We start from the raw sequence: 11,656 nt of genomic DNA, 5'->3' as shown, positions 1-11,656 counted from the left end.
CATGGGGGGGCAGGGGCGCAGCCCCAGGAGGGGGACCGGGGCCCGGCGTGGCCCCCCACGGGTCGGCCGGGCCCCGGTCGCTCAGGAGGAGGCGGAACTCTCCGCCATTTCGGGCTCCCGCACATCGAGGGAGCCCTCTTCCACCGGCAAGCCACCACCCCGCTTCGCGGCCCGCCGCTCCTTGCGGAGCTCGACCATGGCGTACAGCGTGGGCACCAACAGCAGCGTGAGCAGCGTCGAGGTGATCAGCCCGCCGATCACGACGACCGCCAGCGGCTGCGAGATGAACCCGCCGTCGCCGGTCACGGCGAGCGCCATCGGCGTCAGCGCGCAGATGGTGGCCAGCGCCGTCATGAGGATGGGCCGCAGCCGGTGCCGGCCGCCCTCGATGACGGCGTCGATGACGCCGTACCCCTGCCGCCGGTACTGGTTGATCAGGTCGATCAGCACGATGGCGTTGGTGACCACGATGCCGATCAGCATCAGCATGCCGATCATGGCGGGCACGCCCAGGGGGGTGCCGGTCACCACCAGGAGGCCGAGCGCTCCGGTGGCGGCGAACGGGATGGAGACCAGCAGGATCAGCGGCTGGATCAGCGACCTGAAGGTCGCCACCAGCAGCATGAAGACGACCGCGATGGCCGCCAGCATGGCGAGGCCGAGCGAGGCGAAGGCCTCGTCCTGGTCCTGGGAGAGCCCGCCGATCTCGGCGGTGGCGCCCTCGGGCAGGTCGAGGGAGTCGATCTCGGTCTGCAACGCGGTGCTGACCGCGCCGGTGTTCTCCCCCGTCGGCTTGGCCGTGATCGTCGCGGCGCGGGCGCCGTCGATGCGGGTCATCTGGACGGGCCCGTCGACGGTCGCGACGTCGGCGACCTCCCCGAGCGTGGTCTTGCCGAGCGGCAGCTTCTTCAGCTCGGCGACGGTCTTGGCGGGCTGCGGGGAGCGGACGACGACGTCGCGCTCGGTGTCGTCGAGCACCGCGGTGCCGGACTTGGTGCCGCTGACGGCCTGCACGACGGCCTGGCCGAGTGCGGCGTCGGAGAGACCGTACCTGGCCGCCTCGGGCTTGGCCTTGACGGAGATACGGGGCACCGACTGGGACAGGTCGGACTGGACGTCGGTGACGTCGTCGAGCTTCGCGACCTTGGCCCGGACCTGCTCGGACGCCTTCTTGAGCACGTCCTGGTCGCCGGCCTTGACGACGACGCTGAGGTCCTGGCCGCCGAAGCCGTCGCCGGCGCTGACGGTGGTGTCGCCGATGCCGGAGCCGAGCTTGTCGAGTCCGTCGTTGACGGCGTCCTCGACCGCGGAGCTGTCGGCGGACTCCTCCAGTTTGATCTGGTAGGAGGCCTGGTTGGCGTCGGTGCCGCCGCCGAAGGCCGCCATGAGGCCGGCGGAGCCGACGGTGACCTGGTAGTCCTCGATGCCGTCGACGCCGGAGAGCATCTTCTCGACCTTCTTGGCCTGCGCGTCGGCGGCGCCGAGGCTGCTGCCCGGCGGGAGCTCCTGCTTGATGGCGAGCTGCTGGGTCTCGCCCTGGTCGAAGAAGTTGGTCTTGAGCAGCGGCGCCATGCCGAAGGTGGCGACGAGCACGACGACGGCGATCAGCAGGCTGGTGAGGCGCCGGCGGGTGGCGAAGCGGAGGATGGGCACGTACAGCTTCTGCAGCGGGCTGCCTGCCTCCTTCTCCTCGGACTTGCGGCGCTGTTCGGCGGGGTCGAGCCCGCGCAGGGACTTGGGCGCGCGCAGGAACCAGTAGGAGAGCACCGGCACCACCGTCAGCGACACCAGCAGCGAGGCGAGCAGCGCGACGGTGATGGTGAGGGAGAAGCCGCCGAAGAGGGCGCCGACCATGCCGCCGACGAACGCCATCGGCAAGAAGACGGCGACGGTCGTCAGCGTGGAGGAGGTGATCGCCCCTGAGACCTCCTTGACGGCGTCGAGGATGGCGGTGGTGCGGTCCTTGCCGTAGGCCATGTGCCGCTTGATGTTCTCCAGGACGACGATGGAGTCGTCCACCACCCGGCCGATGGCGATGGTCAGGGCGCCGAGCGTCAGCATGTTGAGCGACAGGTCCTGGGTCCACAGCACGATCAGCGTCAGCACGACGGACAGCGGGATGGAGACCGCGGTGACCAGGGTGGAGCGCAGCGACAGCAGGAAGACCAGGATGACCACGACGGCGAAGATCAGACCGAGCAGGCCCTCGGTGGTCAGCGAGCTGATCGAGTCGGAGACCTGGGGGCCCTGGTCGGCGACGACGGTCAGCGCGGCGCCCTTGCCGAGGTCGGCCCTCAGCTGCGGCAGCTTGTCCTTGACGGCGTCGGAGATGTCCACGGCGCTGCCGTCGTTGTCCATGGTGACGGCGACGGAGAGGCTGCGCTCGCCGTTGGTGCGGGTCAGCGAGGTGGCCTTCTCGGGGCTCTCCTCGACGGTGGCGACGTCGCCGACGGTGACGGGTTTCCCGGCGCCGCCCTTGCCGGGGATGGCCAGCTCCTCGATCTCCTTCAGGGAGGTGAAGCCGTCACCGACCTGGACGGTCTTGCTCTTGCCTTCCTCGTCGAAGGACCCGGCGGGCAGCGAGGCGCCGCCCGCCTCCAGCGCCTTGGACAGATCGGCCGGGGTCAGCTTGGCCGCGGCCAGCTTCCTGGTGTCGGGGGTGACGGCGACCTGGAGGTCCTGCACGCCGTCGACGGTGACCTGGCTGACGCCGTCGATGTCTTTCAGCACGGGCACCACCGAGGTGTCCAGCGCGTCGGCGAGGGCCTGCTGGTCCTTGTCCTTCGCGGAGGCGGCGAGCACGACCGTGGGGATGTCGTCGGTTCCGCCGGAGACGACCTGCGGGTCCACCCCGTCGGGCAGCTTGGCGCGGGCCCGGTTGACGGCCTGCTGGACGTCGGCGATGGTCTGCTCGGAGCCGTCGCCGTAGTCGAACTGGGCCATGACGACGGCGGAGCCCTCGCTGGCGGTGGAGTTGACGCCGGTGACGCCGTCGACGCCCTGGATGTTCTCCTCCAGGGGCTCGACGACCTGCTTCTCGACCACGTCGGGGGAAGCGCCCTGGTACGGCGCGATGACCGAGACCATGGGCAGATCGATGGAGGGCAGCAGCTGCTGTTTGAGCTGCGGGACGGCGATGGCGCCGAAGGCGACGGCGACGAGCGCCATCAGGCCTATCAGCCCACGCTGGACGAGGCTGAGGCGGGACAGCCAGGACATGGTTGCCGGGTCTCTCTCTCGGGAAAGGATGGAGCGGGTGCCGCCTTCGTGCGGGCAGACACCGGTGCCGCCTATACCTTCGCCCAGGATCGGCGCCGGTTTGTCCCCCGCAGGTCCCCTTCTGCCGAAGGCCGCGTACTCCGGCCGTAGTACGTCACCATCCCCGCTCTCCACCGAGGGGATACGCCCTCCCCTCCGGGTCCGCCGCCGAGCGGCGCCGTCACGCCTCCGGCTCCCCGCCGTAGGGCCGCACCAGCCCGCTCTCGTAGGCGGCCACCACCAACTGGGCCCGGTCGCGGGCCCCCAGCTTGGCCATCGTGCGGTTGACGTGGGTCTTGATGGTGAGCGGGCTGACGTCGAGCCGGGCGGCGATCTCGTCGTTGGACAGGCCGGCCGCCACCCGGGTCAGCACCTCGCGTTCGCGTGCGGTGAGCGCCGCGAGCCGGGACGACTCGGCGCGGGGGCCTGGCAGGTCGCCGGCGGCCCCGCCGTCGCCCTGGGCGAGGAACCTGGCTATCAGCCCCTTGGTCGCCGCGGGTGACAGCAGCGCCTCGCCCTGCGCCGCCGTCCGTATCGCGGAGAGCAGTTCGCCCGGCTCCGCGCCCTTGCCCAGGAACCCGCAGGCGCCCGCGCGCAGCGCGCCGACGACGTACTCGTCCACCTCGAACGTGGTGAGGATGACGACATGGACGCCGGCCAGGTCCGGGTCGGCGCTGAGGGCGCGCGTGGCGGCCAGGCCGTCGGTGCCGGGCATCCGGATGTCCATCAGCACCACGTCGGCGCCCCGTTCGCGCACCAGCGCCACGGCCTCGTCGCCGTCGGCCGCCTCGCCCACGACCTCCATGTCGGCCTCGGAGTCGACCAGCACCCGGAACGCGCTGCGCAACAGCGCCTGGTCGTCGGCGAGTACGACACGGATCATGCGGGGGTCTCCTTGCGTGGCGCCGTCGTCTCAAGCGGCAACCGTACGTTGACGCGGAAGCCGCCACCGGGCAGCGGCCCCGTCTCGCACGCGCCGTGCAGCGCCGCCGCCCGCTCCCGCATGCCGACCAGGCCGTGCCCGCCGCTGCCGGGCTCCCCGCCGCCGGTGGGCGCTGCGGCGTCGGACTCGTCCGGCTCCCGATCCGCCACGCCGCCCGCGCTCTCGCCGCCGCCCGCGCCGTCGTCGACGACGCTGATGTCCAGCGCCTCCGCGTCACGCCGGATGCGCACCTGGGCGAAGGCGCCGGTGCCCGCGTGCTTCTGCACGTTGGTGAGGGCCTCCTGCACGACCCGGTAGGCCGTCAGGTCCACCGCGGAGGACAGCGGGGCAGCGCCCGGGGCGAGCGCGGGGGCGGCCACCGAGACCGACAGCCCCGCGTGCCGGAAGCCGTCCACCAACTCCTCCAGCACCTCCAGCCCCGGCGCGGGCTCGGTGGGGGCGGTGCTCTCCCCCGACTGGCGCAGCAGCCCGACGGTGGTCTGGAGCTCGGCCAGCGCGTGCCGGCTGGCGTCCCTGACGTGGGCGAGGGCCTGCTTGGCCTGGTCGGGGCGCTTGTCCATGACGTGCGAGGCCACCCCCGCCTGCACGTTGACCAGCGCGATGTGGTGGGCGACCACGTCGTGCAGCTCCCGGGCGATGCGCATGCGCTCCTCCGCCACGCGCCGCCGCGCCTCCTCCTCGCGGGTGCGCTCGGCCCGCTCGGCGCGCTCCCGGATCGCGTCGACGAAGGCGCGCCGGTTGCGGACCGCCTCGCCGACGGCGGCGGCCAGCGCCGTCCAGGCGAGGACGCCGAGGTTCTCCTGCGCGTACCAGGGCCGGGCGCCGAAGATCATGGCCACGGCGGTGAGCACGCCGACCGTGACCGCGCCGACCTGCCAGCTGGTGCGCCGGTCGGTGGTGTTGCTGACGGTGTAGAGCGCGATGACCGGGGCCACCACCAGCGAGGCCTGGCGGTCGGAGCTGGAGGCGGAACCCGGGCTGCCGGCGATCAGGGCGACGGCGGAGACCAGGCTGGTCAGCAGCAGCACCGGCATCGGCGCGCGGCGGCGCAGCGCCAGTGTCCCGCAGGAGAGCACGGCGAGCAGCGCGGTCGGCGCCGTGACGTCACGCTCGGCGAAGCGGGGCTGCCCGTCGGGACCGTGCGGCTCGGTGGCGGCGCCGAGGAGGATGCAGACCAGGGCCCCCGCGGCGATGAGGGCGTCGACCGCGTAGGGGTGCGCCCGCAGGCGCTCGCGGATCTCGCGCAGTGTCACGGCAGGCACCGTCAGGCCCGGCTCTCCTGGTCTGTTCTTGTGCGGGGGGGCGGTGGTCAGCCGGGGATGAGTCCGTTGTCGCCCAGCATCTCCCGCACCTCGTCGAGAGTGGCGTCCGGCGCGGGCAGGATCAGCTCGGAGGGCTCCAGCGCGTCGTCGGGCAGCGGGCTGCCCAGTCTGCGTACCGCGTCCAGCAGCGCGCCGAGAGTGCGGCGGAAGCCCGCCTCGTCGCCGTTCTCCATCTCCTCCAGGAGCTCGTCGTCCAGCTTGTTCAGCTCGACGAAGTGCCTGTCGTCCAGCTGCACCTGGCCTTCGCCCATGATCCGCACGATCATGTCGCTCTCCTCCTCGGGCTGCGGGGGATGCCGCTCACGCCCGGCTCAGTCCTTGTTGAACCGGGGCGTGTCCTGCTGCTGGGCGCTGCTCGCCTGGCCCCCCTCGCCCTGGCCGCCTTCGAGGGCCTGCCGGCCGCCTTCGCTGCTGCCGCCCGCCAGCTCGGCCTTCATCCGCTGGAGCTCCAGCTCCACGTCGCTGCCGCCGGAGAGGCGGTCGAGCTCGGCGGTGATGTCGTCCTTGGCCATCCCGGACTGGTCGTCCAGAGCGCCGGAGGCCAGCAGCTCGTCGATGGCACCGGAGCGGGCCTGGAGCTGGGCCGTCTTGTCCTCGGCACGCTGGATGGCCATGCCGACGTCGCCCATCTCCTCGGAGATGCCGGAGAAGGCCTCGCCGATGCGGGTCTGGGCCTGCGCTGCGGTGTAGGTGGCCTTGATCGTCTCCTTCTTGGTGCGGAACGCGTCCACCTTCGCCTGGAGACGCTGGGCCGCCAGCGTCAGCTTCTCCTCCTCGCCCTGGAGGGTCTGGTGCTGCCCCTCCAGGTCGGTGACCTGCTGCTGGAGGGCCGACTTGCGGGACAGCGCCTCCCTGGCCAGGTCCTCACGGCCGAGAGCGAGGGCCTTCTTGCCCTGCTCCTCCAGCTTCGAGGACTGCCCCTGCAACTGGGTCATCTGCAACTCGAGACGCTTGCGGGAGGTGGCGACGTCGGCGACGCCCCTGCGCACCTTCTGCAACAGCTCCAGCTGCTTCTGGTACGAGTAGTCGAGCGTCTCGCGCGGGTCCTCAGCCCGGTCCAGGGCCTTGTTGGCCTTCGCGCGGAAGATCATCCCCATACGCTTCATGACACCGCTCATGGGCCTCGCGCGCCCCCTTCGTAACGGACTCAAACCCTCGGCAGATCTACTGGTCCCCAGAGTACGGGGCCCTCTTCCATTACCGCACCGTTCGGGTACCGATGCGCTCCTCCTGGAGGACGATCAGTCCCGTGTTCTCTCCGGCGCAGGGAGTAGGCGCCTCTCAGCGGCGGGGACCGGTCCTCCACCGGCCTTCCCCCAGGGGCTGGGGGACACTCACACTCACACCGTACTCTTGAGGTGTGTTCCGTAGCCGTTCGAAAGAAGGGCAGGCCCTGAAGTCCTCCGAGGACCGGGCCGAGCCCAGACAGCCCCGCGACCCGCAGGCCCCCAAGGGCCGGCCGACCCCCAAGCGCAACGAGGCGCGGGGGCCGCGCCGACCCATGTCCAGCGGCCCGATGACCCGCAAGGACGCCGCCAAGCGGCAGCGGGAGGCCCGCAGGGCCGACGCGGTCAAGCAGCGTGAGGCGCTGGCGGGGGGTGACGAGCGCTATCTGCCCGCCCGGGACAAGGGCCCGGTGCGGCGGCTGGCGCGCGACTTCGTCGACTCGCGCTACTGCGTGGCCGAGTTCTTCCTGCCCCTGGCCGTGCTCATCCTGGTGCTGAGCATGCTGCCCTCGCCGCAGCTGCGGAGCATCTCGCTGCTGCTGTGGCTCGTGGTGATCATCCTGATCGTCCTCGACTCGGTCGGCATCGCCGTCCGGCTGAAGAAGAAGATCGCCGAGCGTCACCCGCAGGAGAACCGCAGGGGCGCCGTCGCCTACGCGCTGATGCGGACCCTCCAGATGCGCCGCATGCGCCTGCCCAAGCCGCAGGTCAAACGCGGCGAGAAGCCCTGATCCGGCACGAGCTGGTCGCCCGGCAGCTCGAGGAGCGGATCGCGACGCACTTCGAGGTGGGGCGCCGGCTGCGGGTGCTGGACGTCGCTCTCGGCGACGGTGCGCAGGCGCTGCGGCTGGCCCGCGGCGGACACCAGGTGACCGGGCTCGAATCCGATCCGGGACGGCTGGCCACGTTCAGCTCCGCGCTGGAGACGGAGCCCGAGGGCATACGGGCGCGGTTCCGCGCGCTGGCGGGCAGCGGCCAGGACACCGGGGCGCACTTCCTGCCCGGCACGTTCGACGTGGTGCTCTGCCACGGCGTGCTCGACCGGGCGAAGGACCCGGACAGCACGCTGGCCGGGCTCGCACGGGTGCTGGACACCGGGGGGCTGCTGTCGCTGGTGATCCCGAACGCGGCGGCCCGCGCGATGCGTCCAGGGCTCGCCGGGGACTGGCGGGCGGCGCGGGCGGCGCTGGTGGCTCAGCCCGGCGAGAGCGACCGCTTCCTGCGGCTGGAGGCCCTCACCTCGTTCCTGGCGCGGATCGGGGTGCCGATGGAGTGCTGGTACGGCGTGGGGGTCTTCGCGGCGGACGGCTCCCCCGGCGCCGGGACGGGGGCCGGGCAGGAGCAGGCCGCCGACGCGGCCGACGAGGCGGCTGCCGACGTGGAGGAGCTCGCCTGCCGGACGGACCCCTACCGGGGCGTCGCCCCGTCGCTGCACCTGTTCGGGGTACGCGGCTGACACTGGTTCGGAGTACGCGGCTGACACCGGCGGCAGGGGGCGCCCCGTTCCGGCAAGGGGCTGGGGCGCCGCCGGCTCAGACCGCGGGGAGCTGGCTCTCCGGCGGCTCGCGGAGCTCTATGTCGGCGATGTCGATTCCCTGCTCGCGTGCCAGGTGCGCCAGCGTCTGGGCCCGCGCCTCCTCGGGAGCCGCCGTGTCGATGAAGGCCCCCAGCCACTCCCCCGTCCGCCGGTTGTAGGCGAGCCGGCGGGAAGCCGCCGCGCTGCTGATGGTGCCGGTCTCCTCCACCGCGAAGTCCGTGCCGATGAGCGCCTTGCCGACATGGGACGCACAGGCGTCCATGAAGCGGGGGCTGGGGCGCTCGTCGCCGCCGTAGAAGAAGGCCTCGATCAGCTCGGGCCCGCGCACGGACCGCTCGGCGAAGATCCCCGCCTTCTTCAGCGTCGTCAGGGCCTTCTCGCGTTTGTCGGCCGGGCCCCGCAGGACCACGTAAACAGCGCCACGTACGTTCATGCGCACCGAGGGTAGCGGCTCGGCGCGGGCACCGGCGCAACGCGCCGCGGGCGCACGGAAGTTGGCGGGCGCACGGCGCCGCGACCTCCGGCAGGGGGCGGCGCACGGGTGGCGCCGCCCCGCGGCCTCACTCCTCGGCGGCGCCCCCGTCCTCCCCCTCCGCACCGGACGCGTCGTGCAGGCTCATCGGGCCGTAGACCGTGGAGCCGTCCTCCTGAAGGGTCACCTGATCGGTGCCACCCTCCAGCAGTTCCCGCCAGACCTCACCGATCCACGACTCGGCGTCCGACTGGGTGGGGAACTCCTCGGGCTGGACCGCCGGTTCCGTCTGCGAACCGTCGGCCTTCTCGAACCGCCACGTCCACGCCATCGATGCCTCCGTCAGATCGGCAGTTGCTCCCGGAAGCGTAGTCCCCTGTGCGCGTCCGGCGGCAGGTCAGGAGACGATCGGAGGGTGGAACTCACTCTGCTCGGCACCGGCTCACCCGCAGGACTCCCCGCACCCGACTGCCCCTGCGCGCGCTGCGCCGCCGCGAGGGGCGACCGGGCGCGCGCCGCGACCGCGCTGCTGGTGGACGGCACGCTGCTGCTCGACCTCACCCCCGGGCCCGCCTTCGCCGCCGCCCGCGCCGGAGCGTCGCTCAGCGGCGTACGCCAGGTGCTGCTCTCGCACCCGCACGACGGTCCCGCGCTGGAGGTGCCCGCCGGTCTGCCGGCGCCCGTCCGGGTGCCGGACCGGCAGGAACTGGCGCTGATCAGCGGACACCGGGTGCGGGCCCTCGCGCTGGACGCGCCCGGCACCGGCTACCTGGTGACCGGGCCCGACGCCCGCAGGCTGCTGTACCTGCCGCCGGGCGCGGCACCCGCCGGGACGGGCGCCCCGCACGCGTACGGCGCACCCTGCGACCTGGTGCTGCTGGACGTCCTGGGCCGCCCGGACGCGCTGGCCGCGCTGCGGGACGCCGGAGCCGTCGGCCCCGCCACGGACGTACTGGCCGTCCACCTCGGGCACGACGTGCCGCCCGGAGACGAGCTGCACCGGCGGCTGGCGGCAGCGGGCGCCCACACCGTGCCCGACGGTACGACGCTCACCGTCGGCGCGTACGACAGCGCCCTCGACCTGCCTTCGGTCCCCCGCCGCACCCTCGTGCTGGGCGGAGCCCGCTCGGGCAAGTCCGTCGAGGCCGAGCGGCGCCTTGCCGCCTTCCCCGGCGTGGTCTACGTGGCCACCGGCGGCAGCCGCGACGACGACCCCGAATGGGGCGCGCGGGTGGCCGAGCACCGCGAGCGGCGCCCCGCCTCGTGGCGCACCGAGGAGACCTGCGACCTGGTGCCCCTGCTCGCGGACCCGGGGCCGCCGCTGCTCATCGACTGCCTGTCGCTGTGGCTGACCCGCACGATGGACGAGATCGAGGCCTGGGACGACACCCTGTGGGCGCGCGGCGGCGCCGCCGCGCTGGCCGAGCGGGTGGGGGCGCTGGTGGCGGCGGTGCGCTCCACGCCCCGGCGGCTCGTCGCGGTCAGCAACGAGGTCGGGTCCGGCGTGGTGCCCGCCACCCCCGCCGGACGCCGCTTCCGCGACGAACTCGGCCGCCTCAACGCCCGGTTCGCCGACGAGTGCGAGCACGTCCTGCTGACCGTCGCGGGCGTGCCCGTGCCCCTGCGGTGAGCCCACCTGCGGCCCCGGGGGGACAGTGCCGAAGCCGCCCGGAGCCCAGCTCGCCGCGAGGGATGAAGCGTGCGAGGGACTCACGTACGCTCCCAGATCATGAGCGAGCGCAGCCTGGACCTTGACGACTTCTCCGACCTCATCGAACGGCCGCACGGCGCCCTGCGGCGGCAGGCCGAGGAGCGGCGGGCGCTCACCGGGCTGCCCCCGCAGGCGCTCGGGCGCCTCGACGACCTGGGCGAGTGGCTCAGCTCCGCCCAGGCCCAGGTCCCGGTACGCCCCGTCGCCAACCCCCGGCTCGTCGTGTTCGCCGGCGACCACGGCGTCGCCGAACTCGGCGTCTCCACCCGCGAGGCCGGCACCGCGCACGAACTCGTCCGCGCGACGCTCGACGGCGCCTCCCCCGCCGCCGTACTGGCACGCCGCTTCGAGGTGCCCGTGCGCGTCGTCGACATGGCGCTGGACTGCGACCTGGCCGAGCTGCCCGCCGAGGTCACCCGGCACCGGGTCCGCCGCTCCTCGGGGCGCCTCGACACCGAGGACACCCTGACGCCCGAGGAGGCCGAGGAGGCCTTCCGCGCCGGAATGGCCGTCGCCGACGAGGAGGCCGACGCGGGGTGCGACCTGGTCGTCCTCGGCGACCTCAGCGTCGGCGGCACCACCGCCGCCGGCACCCTGGTCGCCGCCCTGTGCGGCACCGACGCCTCCGTGGTGACGGGGCGCGGCGGCGGCCACATCGACGACCTGACGTGGATGCGCAAGTGCGCCGCCATCCGGGACGGGCTGCGCAGAGCCCGCCCCGTGCTGGGCGACCAGCTCCAGCTGCTGGCCGCCGTCGGCGGCGCCGACCTGACCGCGATGACCGGCTTCCTCCTCCAGTCCGCCGTGCGGCACACCCCCGTCCTCCTCGACGGTGTCGTCTCCGCGGCCTGCGCGCTGGTCGGCCAGCGGGTGGCCTTCCGCGCGCCCGACTGGTGGCTCGCCGGGCAGTTGGGCGGCGAGCCGGCCCACGCCAAGGCGCTCGACCGGCTCGCCGCCGACCCGCTCCTGGAACAGGGCGTCGCCGTCGGCGGCGGCACCGGGGCACTGCTGGCCCTGCCCCTGGTACGGGCCGCCGCCGCCCTGGCCGCGGAGCTGCCGGCCGACGCCACCGACCCCGCCTCGTCGCCCTCCCCCGCCGACCGGGGCGCACTCGACGCCACCTGAGCCCGGCGGGACCGCGCCACCCCCCGCGGGCTGCGCCCGCACGAGGGCGGGGCGGGCTCACG

At 73.4% G+C, this 11,656-nt stretch carries 11 protein-coding genes; 4 read left to right on the top strand and 7 right to left on the bottom strand.

Annotation, left to right across the window (positions count from 1 at the left end; all coding sequences use genetic code 11):
• Positions 1 to 81 precede the first annotated feature (81 nt).
• From AB8Z75_RS23850 to AB8Z75_RS23830, 5 genes are all read right to left on the bottom strand, one after another.
• Complete coding sequence (locus AB8Z75_RS23850) at positions 82 to 3,219, bottom strand: efflux RND transporter permease subunit (protein WP_369205256.1); 3,138 nt, start codon at positions 3,217 to 3,219, stop codon at positions 82 to 84.
• A 220-nt stretch (positions 3,220 to 3,439) separates the two neighbouring features.
• Positions 3,440 to 4,141, bottom strand: a complete 702-nt coding sequence (locus AB8Z75_RS23845; protein ID WP_369205254.1) for a response regulator — start codon at positions 4,139 to 4,141, stop codon at positions 3,440 to 3,442.
• On the bottom strand, positions 4,138 to 5,463 hold the full coding sequence (locus AB8Z75_RS23840; protein WP_369205252.1) for a sensor histidine kinase: 1,326 nt from the start codon (positions 5,461 to 5,463) through the stop codon (positions 4,138 to 4,140). The genes AB8Z75_RS23845 and AB8Z75_RS23840 overlap by 4 nt, the downstream gene beginning before the upstream one ends.
• A gap of 47 nt (positions 5,464 to 5,510) precedes the next feature.
• Positions 5,511 to 5,789, bottom strand: coding sequence for a hypothetical protein (locus AB8Z75_RS23835; protein WP_369205250.1), 279 nt, complete (start codon positions 5,787 to 5,789; stop codon positions 5,511 to 5,513).
• Between the two features lie 45 nt (positions 5,790 to 5,834).
• A complete protein-coding gene (locus tag AB8Z75_RS23830) occupies positions 5,835 to 6,641 on the bottom strand; it encodes a PspA/IM30 family protein (RefSeq protein ID WP_369205248.1) in 807 nt (268 codons plus the stop codon).
• A gap of 242 nt (positions 6,642 to 6,883) precedes the next feature.
• Between AB8Z75_RS23830 and AB8Z75_RS23825 the strand changes: the two genes are divergently transcribed.
• Complete coding sequence (locus AB8Z75_RS23825; RefSeq protein WP_369205246.1) at positions 6,884 to 7,480, top strand: DUF3043 domain-containing protein; 597 nt, start codon at positions 6,884 to 6,886, stop codon at positions 7,478 to 7,480.
• Positions 7,477 to 8,205 carry a class I SAM-dependent methyltransferase gene (locus AB8Z75_RS23820; protein ID WP_369205258.1) on the top strand — a complete coding sequence of 243 codons (729 nt, stop codon included), beginning with the start codon at positions 7,477 to 7,479 and terminating at the stop codon, positions 8,203 to 8,205. Before AB8Z75_RS23825 ends, AB8Z75_RS23820 begins: the two co-directional genes overlap by 4 nt.
• A 76-nt stretch (positions 8,206 to 8,281) precedes the next feature.
• Here AB8Z75_RS23820 and AB8Z75_RS23815 read toward each other — a convergent pair whose 3' ends face one another.
• Together AB8Z75_RS23815 and AB8Z75_RS23810 are read right to left on the bottom strand one after the other, a co-directional pair.
• Positions 8,282 to 8,719, bottom strand: a complete 438-nt coding sequence (locus AB8Z75_RS23815; RefSeq protein WP_369205244.1) for a hypothetical protein — start codon at positions 8,717 to 8,719, stop codon at positions 8,282 to 8,284.
• Between the two features lie 127 nt (positions 8,720 to 8,846).
• The gene (locus tag AB8Z75_RS23810; RefSeq protein WP_369205242.1) at positions 8,847 to 9,089 is read right to left on the bottom strand and encodes a hypothetical protein; all 243 of its coding nucleotides are present in this window, start codon (positions 9,087 to 9,089) and stop codon (positions 8,847 to 8,849) included.
• A gap of 84 nt (positions 9,090 to 9,173) precedes the next feature.
• Here AB8Z75_RS23810 and AB8Z75_RS23805 point away from each other — a divergent pair, with 84 nt between their 5' ends.
• Positions 9,174 to 10,388 (top strand): bifunctional adenosylcobinamide kinase/adenosylcobinamide-phosphate guanylyltransferase, encoded by a 1,215-nt coding sequence (locus AB8Z75_RS23805; RefSeq protein ID WP_369205240.1) that lies wholly within the window; start codon positions 9,174 to 9,176, stop codon positions 10,386 to 10,388.
• Positions 10,389 to 10,487: 99 nt separating this feature from the next.
• Complete coding sequence (locus AB8Z75_RS23800) at positions 10,488 to 11,594, top strand: nicotinate-nucleotide--dimethylbenzimidazole phosphoribosyltransferase (RefSeq protein ID WP_369205238.1); 1,107 nt, start codon at positions 10,488 to 10,490, stop codon at positions 11,592 to 11,594.
• Positions 11,595 to 11,656: the final 62 nt, after the last annotated feature.

Origin of the sequence: Streptomyces sp. PU-14G (genome assembly GCF_041028275.1) — a bacterium.
In the GTDB taxonomy this organism is placed as follows: Bacteria; Actinomycetota; Actinomycetes; order Streptomycetales; family Streptomycetaceae; genus Streptomyces.
Note: the sequence above shows the minus strand (reverse complement) of the source record. Positions and strands in the feature narration are given on the sequence as shown.

Coding starts and splice junctions, on each gene's coding strand:
- AB8Z75_RS23850 (WP_369205256.1), bottom strand. CDS start 3,219: ATGTCCTGGCTGTCCCGCCTCAGCCTCGTCCAGCGTGGGCTGATAGGC.
- AB8Z75_RS23845 (WP_369205254.1), bottom strand. CDS start 4,141: ATGATCCGTGTCGTACTCGCCGACGACCAGGCGCTGTTGCGCAGCGCG.
- AB8Z75_RS23835 (WP_369205250.1), bottom strand. CDS start 5,789: ATGATCGTGCGGATCATGGGCGAAGGCCAGGTGCAGCTGGACGACAGG.
- AB8Z75_RS23830 (WP_369205248.1), bottom strand. CDS start 6,641: ATGAGCGGTGTCATGAAGCGTATGGGGATGATCTTCCGCGCGAAGGCC.
- AB8Z75_RS23815 (WP_369205244.1), bottom strand. CDS start 8,719: ATGAACGTACGTGGCGCTGTTTACGTGGTCCTGCGGGGCCCGGCCGAC.
- AB8Z75_RS23810 (WP_369205242.1), bottom strand. CDS start 9,089: ATGGCGTGGACGTGGCGGTTCGAGAAGGCCGACGGTTCGCAGACGGAA.
- AB8Z75_RS23800 (WP_369205238.1), top strand. CDS start 10,488: ATGAGCGAGCGCAGCCTGGACCTTGACGACTTCTCCGACCTCATCGAA.